Origin of the sequence: Paenibacillus whitsoniae, from assembly GCF_003955665.1 — a bacterium.
Taxonomy (GTDB): Bacteria; Bacillota; Bacilli; order Paenibacillales; family NBRC-103111; genus Paenibacillus_E; species Paenibacillus_E whitsoniae.
Genome location: NZ_RXHU01000002.1, coordinates 34,168 through 51,881, shown reverse-complemented (window position 1 = coordinate 51,881; position 17,714 = coordinate 34,168). Strand labels below are relative to the sequence as shown.

The following is a 17,714-nucleotide window of genomic DNA, read 5'->3' as shown; positions in this document are numbered from 1 at the left end:
ATATAAGTATTTTACATGAATGGCTAGGACAAGGATAATACATAATCGTGCTGAGTTTATATTGGATTGAGCTACATCTGTAATTCTCATTGTTTTCAATCGGGGGATGGTGTTAAAGTGGGTTCAGATGCACTTGTATAAAGGATTGTGATCCCATGAAAATCATCATTATTGAGGATGAACTGGAAATTCTGCAAGGTATGAAAGAAACGGTCATAGAGGCTGCGGCGGGGAAGCTGGAGATTCTGACTGCTGCCAATGCGGAAGATGCGGAGGTGTTGATTCGTGCACAGCGGCCGGATATTATCGTCTCCGATATTGTGCTGCCTCAGCAGTCCGGCATTGATATGCTGCAAGCGATGCAAATGCCCGATTACGCGCCTAAAATCATTATCGTAAGCGGTTACAGCGATTTTCAATACGCACAGCGCAGCATGCAGTTAGGGGCGATGGATTATTTGCTGAAGCCTTTCTCGAAGGAAGCGTTCTCTACCAAAATTCTGCACCTGCTGGATATGCTGGAGGATGAACGCAAACATCATCAAGAGCTCTCTGGGCAGTTGAAACAGGCTGAACTTGGCAAGAAGCTGCTCAAGGACAAATTCCTGCTCAGTCTGTGCATGACGCCGACAGTCCTGCAGGAGCACATATTTCACCGGCTTCAGATGTGGGAGCTGACCTGGCTGGCCGATACGAATTTTACCGTCATCGCCCTGGATATTGTACGGCAGGATCGGCCCAACCCGCTGGACAGCCAGTCCGATTTGGAGACATTCTCGGTAGGAAACATTACGGAGGAATTGCTGGAAGCTTATCAGCCGTCAGCGTTGTTTAAGAATATCCACCACAATTGGATTCTGATTGTGCCCAGTGAGCTGACCGGGGCGGTTGTCGAGGCGATTCGGGCGGGCGTCAACAAGTATCAGTATTTAACGGTTGGCTTCGGCATCAGCCGGGAGCAGCAAGCGTTCCAGGCGATTTCTACGGCGTACGGGCAAGCTGTCAAAGCGTTGAAAATGGCGCTCATGACACCGGACAGCTATGTGCACAGATACACGGAAGCGTTGTATGCGGACGATGAACCGAACCGCTTGTCCGCGGAGCTTGCAGCCGCCTTGGTGATGGAGGGAGATTTGGAGCAAATCGATACAACGATCGACCTGCTTGTAAGGCATTATGCTACCGCGCAGGAGGTGAAGGACTACCAGGACATTTCTAAGAAGTGTCTGGAGTGGATCTTGAGTTTGCATAGCACGCTTAGGGAGAAATATGGCATTGGACTGAATCAGATTCCTATGGCCTTATGGGAGGAATTGGAGCAATGCGAACGGCTGGAGCAGGTAAAAGAACGGATGCTGCACTACTTGGTAGGAATTGCCAAGAAGGCGGCAGTCAGCCACTCGAATGCCATCATTGCGAAAGCCAAGCAGCTGCTGGAGCAGCAGTTTGCACAGAATATTACGCTGCAAAGCATTGCGGATCAATTGCAGATTCATCCCGTATGGCTCAGCCAGCTCTTTAAGAAGGAGGCCGGGATTAACTTTCTGGACTACGTAACGGACCTGCGTGTGGAGCAATCCAAGAAGCTGCTTCGCGACAGCCAGATGAAAATTTATGAGATTGCGGAATCCGTCGGCTATCAGGATTTGCAGTACTTCGGAAAAGTGTTTAAAAAGCGGACAGGACAGACCCCGAAGGAGTTCCGATACGGAAAATGAATCTATTCCAAAAGCTGCTGCTGCCCTTAATGGCGGCGATACTGATCCCTGTCGCGCTGCTCGGCTATTTATCGTATGAGCGCTCCAAAATGCAAATCGAAGATGTCACTTCCGCCTTTCTGCAAGATAATTTGCAGCATAACACCGCAAAAATTAATGAGTTTCTGGCCGAGCTGGACACGGACGCTTTCCGCGTCATCGCTTCTTCCAAACTGCAGACGATGCTGCAGGGACCGCCGCCGCAGGATTTTTTTCAGGAGACGGAATTTATTAACGTCATGAAAGGAATTACGGAGGAGCTCAAGGGGCCGTTTGAGTTAATGATTTTGCCTAATCATGAGGAGAAATACCCCAATTACATGAACAGCTTCGCCGCATTTGGCCTCGAACTGAACGCCGAGTTGATCTCCAAAGCATACGAATTGGGAGGAAAGCCGTATTGGCTGGTGAAGGGCGACGACAACCATATTGCGACGAATTTGTACTACGTTCGAGGTATCCGGACGCTGACGGATTTTCAAAATGCCGGTGTCATGGTATTTAAAATTTCCAACGCCTGGATCGGCAAACAGTTGATTACGCCGTCGCAATATCCTCGGTTCCGCTTGCTGCTGACCGATCGCAACGCCAATATTTTGACGTACAATCCGGCGGAGAAGCCCGGAAACAGCCTGCCTGCGCCTGCCTCCTTGGGACAAGGGAAGCGCAATTTTGAAACGGAAACGATTCAGGGCAAGCCCTATTATGTCGCTTCGCAAGCCATTGCCGACAGCGGGAAAGAGTTGTGGAATCTCGTGGCGACGATACCGGTCTCCGATCTAACCGACCGGCTGAATGCGATTAAAGCGTTCACGTTCTGGTTGTTTGTTATTTCCCTGCTGGTGATGTTCATCCTGCTGTTTGTGATCGTCCGCCAATTTACCTCGCCGATTCAACAGGTGGTTCGCCACATGCGTCAGGTGCAGCTTGGCCGGCTCGTCTATTTCATGAAATTCGGTGCGCGGAAGGATGAAATCGGGCAGATGGTACGGGGATTTAACGCCATGATCCACGGGATGGAGACTTTGCTCGAAACGACGCGTGAAAGCGAATCGGAGAAGCAGAAACTCCAGCAGCGGATGTTAATTAACCAGATTAATCCTCATTTTCTGTACAACACGCTCGATGCCATTAAGTGGAAAGCGGAATCTGCGCAGGAAGCGAGCATTGCGGAAATGGTGACGACCCTGGCGGATATGCTGCGGTTCAGCATCAATGACGGGGAAGAATGGACAACCATGGAGCGCGAGCTGGAGCATGTGCGCAACTATGTTACGATTGAGCTGCTGCGCAATAATCATGCTTTTCAAGTGCTGTTCCATGTGCAGCCCTCGCTGCTGCAGATGAAGATCTTAAAGCTGCTCATTCAGCCCCTGATGGAAAATGCGGTTAGGCACGGCATGAACAAGCTGACGGAACGCAAAGGGAAGATCATACTGACCATCTACCAGGAAGATCAGGACATGATCATTCTTGTGGAGGATAACGGCAGCGGCTGCGAGCCTGAGCGGCTCATGCCGTATAAATCCGTGTCTTCCGCCCCAGGGGCGGAAGGAGGCATTGGCCTCTACAACGTGCACCGGAGGCTGCAGCTGCATTACGGCCATGCGTACGGCGTAGAGGTGGAGAATGTAGAGCCGTATGGTTTCAAGGCTCAACTGCGGTATCCGATCCAAATCGCCGGCGAAGGCCAATGAGAGATTCAGCCGAAAGCAAGGGAAGCTGCCTTGCTTTTTTGGCATGAAGACAAGCTGAAGACTGCCTTAAAAATGACCTGGTTTTCTTTAATTCTGACCTGTTACCCCCTGTGCCCAAACCCCTTATGATTAAAGTATTCCGAGGAACACATCAGACAGAAGGGAGGAACACAGGGATGCAGCGCACCTATGCACTCACAAGGAAGTTTAAATTAATATGGTCGTTCCGCGTGCTCTACGCGATGCTGCTTCCGGGCTTGGTGTATTACGCCGTGTATCGCTACAGTCCAATGTTCGGCGCGATCATTGCGTTTAAAAACTATAATATTATGCTGGGGGTGTTCGACAGCCCATGGGCGGACCCATGGTACGCGCATTTCAAAACATTCTATGACTCATCTTACTTTTTCCCCTTATTAAGAAATACTTTTCTCATCAGCATCTATAAGCTGCTCTTCGGCATGATTCCGGGCATTCTCCTCGCGACACTGCTTAGCGAAGTCAGGCTGCGCTTCTTCAAACGATTTGTGCAGACGGTTACGTATTTGCCTCATTTTCTCTCCTGGATCATCATTTACGGCATTGCAGCCGCCTTCCTTTCGGAAGCGGACGGATTAATCAATTTATGGGTCAAGGGCCTAGGCGGGGATGCGATTTCCTTCCTGACCTCGACGGCCTGGTTCCGGAGTATCCTGGTCGCCTCGGACGTGTGGAAAGACATCGGCTGGACAGCGATTATCTATCTGGCGGCCATTACCAGCATCGACCCGACGCTGTATGAAGCGGCCCGCATGGATGGGGCAGGCAGGATGCGCATGATTTGGCACGTGACGTTTCCAGGCATTCGTCATGTCATCATTCTGCTGCTGATTCTCAAGCTTGGCCAAATCCTCGATGCCGGCTTCGATCAAATTTATATCATGTACAATGTCCAGGTTTACGAAGTGGCCGACATCATTGATACCTGGGTGTTCCGCACCGGTCTGGAAGAGCTGAACTTCAGTCTCGCTGCGGCGGTCGGATTGTTTAAATCGGTCGTAGGCTTCGCCCTTGTCATCACCGCCAATCGGATCGCTAGAAAATGGGGGGAAGGCGTATGGTAAAAAGTAAAGGAGAAGTGTGGTTCGATATTGGCGTCTATGCGCTTCTCACGCTGCTGGCGTTGTCAGTGATCTTTCCGCTGCTGTATGTCGTATCGGTCTCGCTGACGCCTCTGGCCGAAGTGCTGCGAAATGGCGGGTTTGTCGTATTCCCCAAAAAGCTGACACTGGATGCCTATGCTGCTTTCATCCATGATCCGACGATTCCCAGAGCATACGGAGTCACCATTTTTATCACGGTGGTCGGGACACTGCTGAATCTGATGGTTACGACGATGATGGCGTACCCCTTGAGCAAAAGCCGGCTGCCGGGCAGAAATCTCCTGTTGTTCCTGGTCGCGTTCACCTTGCTGTTCAATGGCGGCGTTGTGCCGACCTATCTGGTTGTCAAAGCAACGGGACTTATCAATTCCCTCTGGTCGTTGATCGTGCCAAGTCTGGTTTGGTCGTTCAATCTGCTGATTATGAAAACCTTCTTTGAAAATCTGCCGGACAGCCTGGATGAAGCGGCTCGCATTGACGGCGCTGGTGAATTGCGCATTCTCAGCCAAATTGTGCTCCCGCTCTCCCTGCCGATTATGGCGACCATCGGTCTGTTTTACGCCGTGGGGCATTGGAACGAATTTTTCCAAGCGATTATGTACGTCAACGACACAAGCAAGTTCCCGCTGCAAGTCGTGCTCAAGACCATCCTGATTAATTCCATGCTCCCGCCGATGGACATTACGAGCGTGCTGCCGACGCAATCGCTGCAAATGGCCGCCGTCGTCCTCTCGGCACTTCCAATCATCGTGGTGTATCCGTTTATTCAGAAATATTTTACCCAAGGCGTACTGCTCGGCGGCATTAAGGGTTAGCCGGATTCAGAATCAATATCGAGAGGGGATCACCTAAAATGAAAAAAATGCTTGCTGCAACCGTATCGACCGCATTGCTCGGCAGTATCCTGCTGGCGGGGTGCGCCGCCAAGACAGACAAAACGCCGGAGGCGTCAGCCAGCGCACCTGGCACGGCCGCATCCGGCAGCCCGGTGAAAATCAATCTGTTCATCAGCGGCTCGAACTATCCCGGCATGGCGGATGATTTTATCCTGAGCAAATTGAACAAGGATCTCAACATGGATTTGCAATTCAATGTCGGGGCAACGGACTATGATCAGCAATTGAATGTCAAAATTGCAGGCGGCTCGGCGCCGGATATTTTCTCGGTCTCCAAGGTACAGCTTGCGAATTATGTCAAACAGGGCATTCTGCTCGACTTGACGCCTTATATGGATAAAATGCCGAACATTAAAGCGAAGCTCAAGGATGTGGATTTAAATAAAGGCAAAGTAGACGGCAAGCAGTATGCCATCGCCAAACGCGCTTATCTGCCGATGTCCAGCTACTGGATTCGGCAGGATTGGCTGGATAAGCTTGGCCTCCAGGCGCCGAAAAACCTGGACGAGTTAAAAGCGGTGGCGAAGGCGTTTACGGAGAAAGACCCGGACGGCAACGGCAAGAAAGATACGTACGGGATTACCGGCATCGGCATCGGTACGCCGGATGCGGTGAACACGCCGAGCACGTTTGATCCGGTTTTCTCCGCATTCGGTGTAGCCTCCCCGGGCCAGTTCATGATCAAGGACAACAAAGTCGTGTATTCCACGGTGCAGCCAGAGACGAAGCAAGCGCTGACGTACATTAAGGATTTGATCAGCGAGGGCTTGGTCGATCCGGAGTTCATGACGAACAAGGGGCTCAAGCACCAGGAGAAAGCATTTAAAGGCCAAGCGGGCATCTTGTATATTAACTGGGGCGAGATGACGAAGGAAGACTATATTGCGCAGTACAAGAGCGTAAATCCCGCTGCGAATTGGGTGCAGATGGACGCATTAAGCGGTCCTGGAGGCAAGTATCAAGGCTATTTTGATATCAGCGCGACGGGCGGACGGTTTGCCGTTTCCAAGGAAGTGGCGAAGGATCCGGCCAAGCTGAATAAGATTTTGGACTATTTTAACTACATTGCCGATGGTCCTGGTTATTTGACGACGATGTATGGGATTGAAGGCACGCATTACAAAATGGAGAACGGCATTCCGGTTGTCACCGACAGCTCCAAAACGGGTTTTGCCTTTAATCATCAGCTAACGGGCCGCGACGAGAAAAATTATTTGAAGGCCAAATTTACGAAGCAGCTTCCTTTCATTGATTTTGCTGAAAAACAGCCGCGCATCGAAACGTATACGGAGATGATTCCGAATCCGGAAGGGGTGTCGGTCAGCGACAAGAACCGTTTTGAGAGCGAAGAGATTACGAAGTTTATTTTTGGCAAAAATTCGTTGGACAATTTCGATGCTTTTACGAAAGCGTTGGAGACGAACTATCAGCTGCCCAAATATGTAGAGCAAGGCACGCTGGTGCTGAAACCGCTTGGTTACATCAAATAGGGATGCCAGGCAAGGAGGTGAGGGTTGGAGCAAGGCTGCGAGAGCTTTCGCTTCAACTCTTTTTACTGTAGAGAGAGGGAGAAGATGAGAGATGAACACACGTGGATTTATTCAGGAAGAGGCGAAATCGGTTCCCGTCATCTATGAGGCGGATATTTGTGTGCTGGGCGGCAGCTGTACAGGGGTTTTTGCAGCGGTGCGGGCAGCCAGGCTCGGCGCGAGCGTTGTCATCGTCGAGAAACAGAACAGTTTCGGCGGCGTTGCGACGTCGGGGCTGGTGAATATTTGGCACAGCTTGTACGATACGACGTTCGAGCAGCCGATTATCGGCGGCCTTACCGCCGAGACGGTAGCGCGGTTGGGCAAGCGCGGAGCGGTAGCGGAAGAGAAGAAGAGCCACTCCGTCGGGTACGTGCTCAATACCGAGGAACTGAAGATCGAGCTGGATGAGTTGATCACGGAAGCGGGTGTGCAGCCGTTTCTGCACACGATGTTCGTCGCGCCTGTTCTGGAAGACGGGCAGCTGACGGCAATCATGGTGGAGAACAAGTCCGGTCGCGGGGCGATCAAAGCCAGCATGTTCATTGATGCGACAGGCGACGGCGACTTGTGCGCACGGTTGCAGCTGCCACTCACGAACGGTGATAGGCGTCAGCCGCCGACGACCTGCGCCAAGATCGGCGGCTGGGGTTCAGGCAGAGGCTTCGATGATGTGACGGGGTTCAACTCGCTGCAGGGGCTCGATTTAAACCAGGCGCTGCTGCAGCATAAGGCGGAATTCGACTTGCCGGAAGGTTTCGGCTGGGGCCGTTTCGTGCCGGGCTCGAAGGACGTGTATATGTATGCCGGCACCAGGGTTTATCATGCCGACTGCCAGGATGGGCTTTCGCTGACGCAAAGCGAGATCGAGGGCAGACGTCAGGTTAGAGCCATCATGGATATGGTGCGCAAGTACGGGCCGGATAATCAATTGACGCTGCTTTCCTTGCCGTCTTATATCGGCATCCGGGAGACCCGGCATATCCACTGCGCGTATCGGCTGACGGGGACAGACGTGCTCCATGGCGTCCGTTTTGATGACGCGATTGCCAACGGCAGCTATCGGGTTGATATTCATCATTCGGATAAGCCGGGGATTACGTTCCAATATTTGAACGGAGAGCAGGCTTACGTACGTCCAGGGTATCCGGTGGAGGTCGGCAGATGGCGGGAAGAATCGGCGGAGAATCCGACATTTTATCAAATTCCGTATCGCTGCCTGATTCCGGGCACATATACAAATCTGCTGGTCTGCGGCCGCATGATCGACGTAGATCCTGTTGCTTATGGCGCTGTACGCGTCATGGTGAATATGAATCAGACCGGCGAAGCAGCGGGGGTAGCGGCATATTTGGCGCTTCGTGCGGAGCGGAGCGTTAGCGACGTGGACCCGCAGGAGCTTCGCGCTGTGCTGCGAGAGGGGGGATCCATCATTTTGTAGGAATGTCACAGGTAAGTTGATAAGAAGAGAGGAGATGCTCCATGGGTAAAGGAAGAGGACGACGGGCAGGCTGCGTGTGCCTGATCATGCTGATGGTCGTTGCACTGATCGGAGGGTTAACGCCGCAAAGCGCGCACGCTGCGGATGAATTCGATGGATTACGTGCCAAATGGCGGGAGATGCTGACGGGCGGAACTGCCTATGATACGGCCGATAGCGCTATTGCTTCGGCAATTGCTGCCATATCAGCGAAAGCCAAGGCGAATTGGGATAGCATGAACAAGACGCCGGCGGAGCCGAATAACTTCTTATGGAATGATCTGACCGCCGGAACCCGCACATCCAGCCAAGTGACCGCCGGATTCCGGCGGATTAAGGAAATCGCGCTGGCGACCCAGACTTATGGTTCTGAATACTATGGCAACACCGCTATGATCGCGGATGTCATTATGGCGCTGGATTGGATGAATGCCAATCGCTACAACTCAACCAAAGCTTCCTATGATAATTGGTGGGATTGGCAGATCGGCGCGCCGACCGCGCTGAACGATACCGTTATTCTCATGTACGACTACCTGACGCCAACACAGATTACGAACTACATGGACGCCGTGAATAAATACTTGCCAGCCGTTAACAAAGCGGGAGCCAATCTGTCCTGGCAAGCGGTCGTTGTTGCGCTGCGCGCGGTCATTATCAAGGACAGCACGAAGCTTACAGCTGCGCGGGATGCCTTAACGACACTGTTTCCCGATGTCGTTTCCGGCGACGGTTTTTATGCGGACGGATCGTTTATCCAGCATACCTATTATGCCTATACCGGTGGTTACGGGGCGAATTTGCTTGTAGATACGGCAAATCTGATGTATCTGCTGAAGGGCTCAACCTGGGAGATTACGAATGCCAATCAGGCCAATGTGTATCAATGGATCTACAAATCGTATCAGCATTTCCTATATAAAGGCGCGATGATGGACATGGTGCGAGGCAGAGAGATCGTCAGGTATACCTCGCAAGACCGGGATGCAGGCCATTTCATCATTCAGGGCGTGATCCGGTTGTCCCAGATCGCACCGGCGGCGGATGCCCTTGCGTTCAAGCAGATGATCAAAGCTTGGATTGGCGCGGAGACGGCGGGGGGAACGAGCAACACCTTTTACACGGATGCGCCGATGAACATGATTGTGCTTGCGAAAGCGATTATGAATGATGGGGGGATCACGGCTGCCAGCGAACTCGTGAAGTACGCGCAATTCCCAACTATGGCACGCGCGGTCCAGCTTCGCCCGGGTTTCGGCTTCGGGATCTCCATGTTCTCCCCCAAGATTCTAAACTATGAAGCGGCGAACAGCGAGAACGCCAAAGGCTGGTATACGGGGCTGGGCATGACGTATCTCTATAACAACGACCTGAACCAGTACAGCGAGGATTTCTGGCCGACCGTCGATTTATACCGATTGGCCGGTACGACAGTTACGACTGATACGTATGTCGCCAGCCAATTTAACACGAAGAACTGGGTGGGCGGAACGGATCTGCTGGGGTTGTATGGCACGACAGGCATGGAAATGAATGTGACCGCTACCTCGAAGAACGCGCCGGTTACGACCAGTACGCTGGCTGCGAAAAAATCCTGGTTCCTGTTCGATGACGAAATCGTTGCGCTTGGCGCCGGAATCACAAGTACAGATGCCAAAGCAGCCGAAACGATTGTGGAGAACCGCAAGTTGAACAGCACAGGCAATAATGCGCTGACCGTTAACGGCACGGTGCAGTCCGCTAGCCTGGGCTGGTCACAAGCGCTGTCATCTGTGAACACCATTCATCTGGCCGGGAATACGTCCGGTGCGGACATCGGATACTACTTCCCGACAGCGCCAACCGTTCAGGCAAAGCGCGAGGCTAGAACGGGCAACTGGAAGCAAATCAAAACGACCGGGGTCACTTCGGGTACCAATATTACGAAAAATTATTTGTCGCTTGCGCTGAATCACGGTGGCAATGCGAATAACCAATCGTATCAGTATGTCATTCTCCCTGGTAAAACCAGCGCCGAGTTAACCAGCTACGCCGGCAACCCGGACATTACGGTGTTGGCCAATACCGCTGATGTGCAGGCCGTGAAGGAGATGACGTTGAATGTCATCGGCTCGAACTTCTGGAACGATGCGATTGCGACCGTGGATTTCATCACCTCGAACAAGAAAGCGTCTGTGATGACCAAGGAAACGTCTTCTGCATTGGAAATTTCCGTTTCTGATCCGACCCAGGCCAATACGGGTACCATTCAGCTGGAATTGAATCGAGCAGCCACCGGCACCATCTCGGCGGATGCCGGCGTTACCGTGACGCAGCTCAGCCCGACGATCAAGCTTAGCGTCAACGTTAATGCCGCCAAAGGGAAGGCGTTTAAAGCTAAACTCGCGTTGACGCCGGCAGCGACGACCGTCATCGTGGATAACGCCGATACCAGCGGCGTCACGCTTGTCGGCGGCTGGGCCATCGGCACGAACCTGACGAACAAATACGGCGTGGATTACATTCACGACGGCAACGTCAGCCATGGCTTGAAGAGCGTCACCTTGACCCCGACGCTAACCGCAGCCGGGACGTACAACGTGTACATGTGGTGGCCGTCCCACGCGAATCGGGCCACGAATGCCCAAGTGGACATCGTGCACGAGGGCATCACCAGCACGGTCACCATTAACGAGCAGGAAATGGGCGGACAGTGGAACTTGCTGGGGACGTACGATTTTGCCGCCGGATCTGGCGGGTATGTGAAGGTGCGTAATGACGGAGCGAACGGGTACGTCACCGTCGATGCGGTTAAATTTGAGCCTGTGCCGTAAGGATCAGGCGTGAAGTGTGAAAGAGGCCTGCGGGCCTCTTTTGTGCGTGGGGGAGGGAGGGGGTGAGAGTGAGTGGAGTCGGAGTCGAGTGAGAGTGAGAGTGAGAGTGAGAATGTGTGAGACCGAGTGAAATTGAGTGGGGTAGAGTGATATAGGGTGAGAGTGTGTGAGGTTGAGTAGGATAGAGTGAGAATGTGTGAGATGGAGTGAGGTTGAGCCGGATTTAGTGAGATAGAGTGAGATTCAGCGTGATTGAATGAGATTAGGCGAGATCGAGTGGAGTTGGCGTGAACTGGTCTGATAGGATGAGATCTGACGGCCTGATGAGAGGGGGATTCCTGTGATTATGCAGGAATTTTACGAAGAAAAGCCGTTTTTATCCAGATGCCTGCGAAAAAGCAGGTTTTCATATCGAATTTGTTCCAGGAGCGGGCTTTTCTCCAAAATGCCTGCCTAATCGCAGGTATTTCCTCGAATCCGGAGGGGAGCGAGGAAAATTCCTGCTTTTTCGCAGTTTTAGAAAGGCCAGTGTATAGTTAATTAGGCGAACTTGTGTAGTGCCCACTTTGTAGCGATAAGGTATTGTTTAGCGAAATGTGAATATACTAATAAAGTTCGAAATGTTCTATTTGTTCCTTTTGTTCTTTGATGAATTATAGTAAGATGGAGGTGAGGAGGATGATTCAAATGCCTGGTGTACTGAGTTACGTTACACTACCCGATGCTACTGAACGTACATTTACCAATAAGGACGCGCAAAAATTTGCTAAAATCAGGTTGCTTCAACGCGCACTTGATGTAGAGGCAAAAATCGCTTCACGTGGACTTTCAGATACGGATATCATGGACATAGAGAATGCCATTCAAGCACTCGACGTAGCACCGTTTATTGAAAGTGAAGAGAAGGAACAGCTAATCCCTGAGTTCTTAACGGTTCGTGATGTGAGTCTGATAACGGGACTTGCACCACAGGTTGTTCGTCGACATCTCCAAAATGGAAAGTATGAAGGTTTTCAAAATGCCGGTGAAAATACGACATGGCACGTTTACCCAACTCAATTCTTGACTCACCCTAACTGGCAAAAGTTTCTGAAAGAAAGAGAGAAAGGATTCGAACATTCGAAGCAAGTTGCCAATCTTGCACTAGAACTCTTGGAACTTGAACCGCCAGCTGATGCAAATGACGCTGCTAAGTAGGGAGAGATACGATTTAGATGTCAGAGCCAATTGTTTTTATGCCAGACACGAATATGTTTCGCGATTTTGTTAATGGCAATGCCAATCAAGCAGACCTAAAACGGGCGGCTCACGATTTCTGGCGTAGTACAGCTGCGTTAGCCGCTCTTAATCAAGCTGAAATTAAAATACCAAAAGAGGTGGAAACTGAACTGAGGGTTCAAATGCATACGTTCACCTCGACACAGCATAAGAACATACTTACAAAAATTTTGAATCAAAATGTTATCGTTGATTTCCCATTACCAGTAGACTTAGAACGCGAATTGCGTGAGTTCACCAATTACCTCAGGGATCCTAATCATTTTAACCAAACTATAATACGTCATCCTCATTACGGTTTGAATTATCTTCAGGCTTCGGATGCACGTATTCTGGTAACTGCTTATAAGTATGACGGTATTTTAGTGACTCATAACATAAAAGATTTTCTCATCTACGATGTGCTGTTTGAACCTGCAGAAGAAAAATTGTATGACTACGTAAACAAACGCTACGTTAAGATTCCTCCTGCAGGCAGAGCATTAATCGAACAAGATCGCTGGTTCCAAAAATTGAAGCAAGATTTGATTAACTTGTAATTTTGATAATACAAAGTTGCCTTGTGGCGATTTTTTGCCCAGAATAGATGCGCTTGCTTTTATTTGGTAAGCATCAACAGCCCACATCCTGTGATCAGGTGTGGGCCGTTTGACATTTCCATGGAGTAGCAAAGTCTGCCCCTACATCCGGCTCGGCGCCGGAAGCCCCAGAACGCCCAACGCATCGGCCATGGTGGCCTGGAATTTGGCCGTCAGCCACAGGCGCTGCGCCTTGCTCTCGGCGTCAGCCTTGAGGATCGGGCAGGCGCCGTAGAAGTTGTTGAACAGCACGGCGAGCTCGTGCGCGTAGCTACACAGCGTGTGCGGCGTCAGCTCACGCGCCGCCGCGGCGAGCCGGTCCGGCCAGTCCGCGAGCTGCTTGAGCAGCGCGTGCTCGGCCTTCTCCGGCTCGGCAAAAGCCGGCGCCGCGAGCGGCTCCACCACGCCGGCTTTGCCCAAAATGCTCGCCGCCCGCGCATGGGCGTACATCAGGTACACCCCGGAATTGCCCGTGACCTCGGTCGCCTGGGCAATGTCAAATACCACCTCCGTCAGCAAGCTGAACCGGAGGAGATAATAGCGGATCGCCGCGGCCGCAATCTCGCGGCTTGCAAGCCCTTCGTGATCGGAGCGCTTCGCGTCGATCACGCCCTCCATCCGATCAAGCAGCTCCGCCACCTTGATCCCGATGCCCTGCCGCCCCGACATCGCGTAGGACGCTTTACCGGCGGAGGTGTCGAGGCCGAGCTCCTGCGCAGCCGCAGGGCTGAGCGAGACGACACCGTAGCCCACATGGCGCAGCCGCTCCGCCTGCGCCGCATAGCCGAGCACCGCAAGCGCCTGCTTCACCATCGCTTGCGGGTACGACTGCCGGTGATCGATGACATTGATCACCATGTCCGCACGGCCGAACGGCGCCGCTTCGCCGGTCGGCTGCGTGCTCCACACTTCCGCTTCAAAGGGTTGATAGCGGAAGTCTATACCGAGCACACCGAATTTCCACAGGTGGTACGCGATGTCTTTGGCGGTGTAGGTCAAAATCCCATTGGACCGCACCAGCACTTTGTCCTTGTGATAGGCATCGCCCGCACTGTCGGTGCCCTCAGCTTTATCAGCCGCACCCGCGTCTGCCGCCTCGGCCTCCGTCTCTCGCAGCACCCAGCAGCCGGCCAGCTTGCCGTCCGTCTCCAGCGCAAACTGCGGCGTCTGCCGCAGCAGATCGAACGCCGCTTGCCAGAAGCCTTCGCGCACGATCCGGCTCTCCCAGACGAGCAAATCGTACTTGATGCCGAAGGCGCGCATCTCGGCCAGGTGCTCGCGCACGATGCGCTCCGCGACGAGCAGTCCGAGCCAGGCGACATTTCCTCCGCCTTCCTCCAGCGCATGCAGCACGCGCGTCCGCTCCTCCAGCAGCGCCGGATTTTCTCCATAGGCTTTGTTCACCGCAGCATACGTATCCCAGCAAAAATCCCCGAACCGCGCATGTTCGCCATCCAGCTGCACTTGCTGCAAGCCGACGACAGTATCCGCCAACTGATTGCCCAGATCGTCGATGTAGTTATGCACCTCAACCTGATTGCCTGTACGGCGCAGCAGCCGCGCCAACGTATCCCCGATGCACGAATTCCGTAAATGGCCGATGTGCGCGGACTTGTTCGGATTGATCGACGTGTGCTCGATCACGACCTTGCCGTTCTGAAAGGGCTGCGTGGCCGAGGTCGCACCAGCACCAACACCTGCCTCACCGCCAATTTCAGCCGCAGCCCACCGTCCCCAGTCCACCCACAAATTCAAAAACCCCGGTGCCGCCACCTCCACGCGTTGAATCACCTTCATCAATTCCGCGTCCGCCTCCATCTTGCTCTTCAGCGCTTCGGCAATGTGCAGCGGCGCCTTACGCAGCAGCTTCGCGAGCTGCATCGCGATATTCGTGGCGTAATCGCCGTGTTCGAGCTGAGCAGGCTGCTCAATTGCAATCGTCAAATCCGCTGGACATGGCAGTCCCAGGTCGCTGAACAAACTTTTTGTGCATTGGTCAATACTCGTCGAAATCGCTGCGCTAATCATGCGTGACCATCCCCTTTTTTATGAAAATAAAAAAAGCCCTCGTCTCTAATAAGAGACGAAGGCTCGGTGCATTCGCGGTACCACTCTTGTTGCTAAGCCGATAGGGCTTAACCACTCGTCAGCGTAACGGGCTGAGCCGTGGCGTCCTACTCCATCGTTCGTTCGGAGGCCATTCTCATGGGTGCGCTTCACGAAGTCACGTTGTACCGGCTCCCACCAACCCGGCTCGCTTGAACAACCATCACTTTGCTACTCTCCCAGTCATCGAATTGTCGATATATTCTAAATATTATAGACAATTACTACGAAAAATCAATACCCTGAATGATTAACCGCGATGGAGATTAAGTGCATGTAGGATGAACCCTATTTAAAATATGTGTAACTACTTATATTCCATTAGCACAAAGAGGCTTGTGAGAGCCTTAATAGCAGGTAAGTTGAATGAGAATTCGCCAGAAGGCTGATTTTAGGCATGGAACATGGGGAGAGAGGAACCCAGAAAGCCTTCAAATTGAGCATCAAGCCTGCAAAAAAGCAGGAATTTTCCTCCTTCTCTTCGTGATGTGATCATATTCCTGCGAATCTGCAGGCATTTATGGCGAGAATCGCCTTTTGTGGCGAGTTTGGCTAAAAAACTGCTTTATTGCAGGCATTTTAGAAAAAGCACCTCTTTTGTAGAAAGTTCCTGCCTTTTCGCAGGAATTCGTCTCCCGCCGCTCTACGCCCCGATAAGTAGCTGAGTAGTAAAATATTAAGGAATCGTCCCCTTCCGAGACAACAAACTGGTTAACGGTAATATTTAATGCTTCGCTCTATATGCACCGTTTGGAAGATGCGGCACGATTAGAGCTGTTGCATGTGAAATTAGCGAAGGCGGTTCTTGCTTTTGAGCTGAAGAATTGAGGCGTGGTTCTATCGCACAAAAGCAACCTTGATCGGCGCCCGCCTCTCAAGGTTGCCTTTTAGTACGCTTGGCAGCTTGCCAAGGCTAACTCAATTATTGCTGCTGCTGAGCTTTGTTGCGATCACCCACATTGACCGTCACATCTTGGGCTTTGCCGCCCCGAACGATCGTCACCTTCAAGCTGTCGCCGACTTTCGCGGCTTGGACGAGCTTCGTTACCGCATCCGGCGTAGCCGTTGCTTGGCCGTTGATCGCCGTAATGACGTCATAGGTCCGGATGCCTGCCGCATAGGCCGGGGAGCCGAGCTGTACGTCTGCGACGAGTGCGCCGTCCGTATTTTTAAGCTGGAGATCGTTGAGGACATCGTCCGTCACCGCTTGCAGGCTCACGCCCATGTAAGGGGAGGCTGCTTTTGGAATCTCGACGCCGTTCTTCAGGTTATCGAGGACTGCCGAAATCGTGCTCGTTGGAATCGCAAAACCGATCCCTTGCGCCTCGGAGTTCACAGCGGTATTAATCCCGATAACTTCGCCTTTCATATTCAGCAGCGGTCCGCCGGAATTGCCCGGATTGATCGCCGCGTCGGTTTGGATCAGGTTTTTGTAGTTGCGAGTGCCTTGCTCGTCGTCGATCGAGATTTCACGGCCTTTGGCACTAAGCAGACCCGCAGTGACGGTATAGTCAAAATCGTACGGATTCCCGATCGCGACCACCCAATCGCCGATGCTGGATTGATCGGAGCTGCCGATTGTCAGCGCCGGAAGCGCCTCGCTGTTTTCGATTTTCAGCACGGCCAGATCGAGGTCGTAACTGCTGCCGAGCAGCTTCGCTTTGAACGGCGTGTCGTACCCTTGCACAGTGACGTCGATTTCGTCAGCGCCATCGATCACATGCTCATTGGTTAAAATATACCCGGATTTATCGAAAATAAACCCGGAACCGATTCCCGCGGGCTGCAAGCTGCCGCTGCCGGAATCCTGCTTCGCGCTGCCGTCGTTCTGGCCGAAGAATTGGTCAAAGAACGAGCTGCCGCGGCGGGATTGCTGCTGGGTCGCTTTGACCTTCGTCTCGATTTTCACGACGGCTTTGCCGGCCTGAGCCGCAATGGTGGAGATGTTGTTCGGCCGCGAGGTATCCAGCGAGGCGGTTGTGGCACCGCCGTTATTCGTGATCGAGGCGGATGCCGCTGTGCTTGCGGCGGTTTGGTGCTCGCCGCCGGTGAACAGGTTCATTTTGTCCGACGTGAACATCAGACCGGAGACGACGAGCGCGCCGGCCATGAAGGCGGCGAAGACGCTTTTGACATTCGTTCCGCGGCTGGAGCTTTGCGGCTTCGCTTCAAAGAAGCGAGGTTCGGAGATGACGATGTTTTTGCGAGCTTCTGCTTGCTGCTTCTCTGTATCTTGAAATTGATTATCGTTATAGTTGTTATCCATGTGAATCCCTCCTGGGTTGGTTGAATGCGTGCCGATAAGTGAGTGTGTTGTCTTGCTGATGTCTCTATCATGAACCTTCAAACTTAAATGGATCTTAAACGTGCCTAAACCTTACTTAAATAGTTACTGGGAATAAAAGGGGATTTCGGGGGTTTTGCTGAATAAGAGATTA

11 protein-coding genes and 1 other annotated feature are annotated in these 17,714 nt (G+C 52.4%); of the genes, 9 read left to right on the top strand and 2 right to left on the bottom strand.

Annotation, left to right across the window (positions count from 1 at the left end; all coding sequences use genetic code 11):
• The first annotated feature begins 155 nt into the window (after window positions 1–155).
• From EJQ19_RS00295 to EJQ19_RS00255, 9 genes are all read left to right on the top strand, one after another.
• Window positions 156–1,718 carry a response regulator gene (locus tag EJQ19_RS00295; protein WP_126139215.1) on the top strand — a complete coding sequence of 521 codons (1,563 nt, stop codon included), beginning with the start codon at window positions 156–158 and terminating at the stop codon, window positions 1,716–1,718.
• The gene (locus EJQ19_RS00290) at window positions 1,715–3,454 is read left to right on the top strand and encodes a sensor histidine kinase (RefSeq protein ID WP_126139214.1); all 1,740 of its coding nucleotides are present in this window, start codon (window positions 1,715–1,717) and stop codon (window positions 3,452–3,454) included. Before EJQ19_RS00295 ends, EJQ19_RS00290 begins: the two co-directional genes overlap by 4 nt.
• A gap of 176 nt (window positions 3,455–3,630) precedes the next feature.
• Window positions 3,631–4,557 (top strand): ABC transporter permease, encoded by a 927-nt coding sequence (locus EJQ19_RS00285; protein ID WP_126139213.1) that lies wholly within the window; start codon window positions 3,631–3,633, stop codon window positions 4,555–4,557.
• Window positions 4,551–5,411, top strand: a complete 861-nt coding sequence (locus EJQ19_RS00280; protein WP_126139212.1) for a carbohydrate ABC transporter permease — start codon at window positions 4,551–4,553, stop codon at window positions 5,409–5,411. The genes EJQ19_RS00285 and EJQ19_RS00280 overlap by 7 nt, the downstream gene beginning before the upstream one ends.
• Before the next feature lie 38 nt (window positions 5,412–5,449).
• Window positions 5,450–6,982 (top strand): extracellular solute-binding protein, encoded by a 1,533-nt coding sequence (locus tag EJQ19_RS00275; RefSeq protein ID WP_126139211.1) that lies wholly within the window; start codon window positions 5,450–5,452, stop codon window positions 6,980–6,982.
• Between the two features lie 91 nt (window positions 6,983–7,073).
• A complete protein-coding gene (locus EJQ19_RS00270; RefSeq protein WP_126139210.1) occupies window positions 7,074–8,462 on the top strand; it encodes an FAD-dependent oxidoreductase in 1,389 nt (462 codons plus the stop codon).
• 41 nt (window positions 8,463–8,503) lie between these two features.
• Window positions 8,504–11,314 (top strand): polysaccharide lyase family 8 super-sandwich domain-containing protein, encoded by a 2,811-nt coding sequence (locus EJQ19_RS00265; RefSeq protein WP_126139209.1) that lies wholly within the window; start codon window positions 8,504–8,506, stop codon window positions 11,312–11,314.
• 678 nt (window positions 11,315–11,992) lie between these two features.
• Window positions 11,993–12,511 (top strand): SAUR-like auxin-responsive family protein, encoded by a 519-nt coding sequence (locus EJQ19_RS00260; RefSeq protein ID WP_126139208.1) that lies wholly within the window; start codon window positions 11,993–11,995, stop codon window positions 12,509–12,511.
• Window positions 12,512–12,528: 17 nt separating this feature from the next.
• Entirely contained in the window at window positions 12,529–13,131 is a 603-nt protein-coding gene (locus EJQ19_RS00255) for a PIN domain-containing protein (protein WP_126139207.1), read from the top strand.
• Window positions 13,132–13,272: 141 nt separating this feature from the next.
• On the opposite strand, the gene EJQ19_RS00250 is transcribed toward EJQ19_RS00255, so the two are convergent.
• Both EJQ19_RS00250 and EJQ19_RS00245 read right to left on the bottom strand, forming a co-directional pair.
• Window positions 13,273–15,198, bottom strand: coding sequence for an arginine--tRNA ligase (locus EJQ19_RS00250; protein WP_126139206.1), 1,926 nt, complete (start codon window positions 15,196–15,198; stop codon window positions 13,273–13,275).
• A gap of 48 nt (window positions 15,199–15,246) precedes the next feature.
• Window positions 15,247–15,472, bottom strand: a binding site (T-box leader).
• A 726-nt stretch (window positions 15,473–16,198) separates the two neighbouring features.
• Window positions 16,199–17,542, bottom strand: coding sequence for a S1C family serine protease (locus tag EJQ19_RS00245; RefSeq protein WP_126139205.1), 1,344 nt, complete (start codon window positions 17,540–17,542; stop codon window positions 16,199–16,201).
• Window positions 17,543–17,714 lie beyond the last annotated feature (172 nt).

Coding starts and splice junctions, on each gene's coding strand:
- EJQ19_RS00295 (WP_126139215.1), top strand. CDS start 156: ATGAAAATCATCATTATTGAGGATGAACTGGAAATTCTGCAAGGTATG.
- EJQ19_RS00290 (WP_126139214.1), top strand. CDS start 1,715: ATGAATCTATTCCAAAAGCTGCTGCTGCCCTTAATGGCGGCGATACTG.
- EJQ19_RS00245 (WP_126139205.1), bottom strand. CDS start 17,542: ATGGATAACAACTATAACGATAATCAATTTCAAGATACAGAGAAGCAG.
- EJQ19_RS00265 (WP_126139209.1), top strand. CDS start 8,504: ATGGGTAAAGGAAGAGGACGACGGGCAGGCTGCGTGTGCCTGATCATG.
- EJQ19_RS00260 (WP_126139208.1), top strand. CDS start 11,993: ATGATTCAAATGCCTGGTGTACTGAGTTACGTTACACTACCCGATGCT.
- EJQ19_RS00255 (WP_126139207.1), top strand. CDS start 12,529: ATGTCAGAGCCAATTGTTTTTATGCCAGACACGAATATGTTTCGCGAT.
- EJQ19_RS00270 (WP_126139210.1), top strand. CDS start 7,074: ATGAACACACGTGGATTTATTCAGGAAGAGGCGAAATCGGTTCCCGTC.
- EJQ19_RS00280 (WP_126139212.1), top strand. CDS start 4,551: ATGGTAAAAAGTAAAGGAGAAGTGTGGTTCGATATTGGCGTCTATGCG.
- EJQ19_RS00275 (WP_126139211.1), top strand. CDS start 5,450: ATGAAAAAAATGCTTGCTGCAACCGTATCGACCGCATTGCTCGGCAGT.
- EJQ19_RS00285 (WP_126139213.1), top strand. CDS start 3,631: ATGCAGCGCACCTATGCACTCACAAGGAAGTTTAAATTAATATGGTCG.
- EJQ19_RS00250 (WP_126139206.1), bottom strand. CDS start 15,198: ATGATTAGCGCAGCGATTTCGACGAGTATTGACCAATGCACAAAAAGT.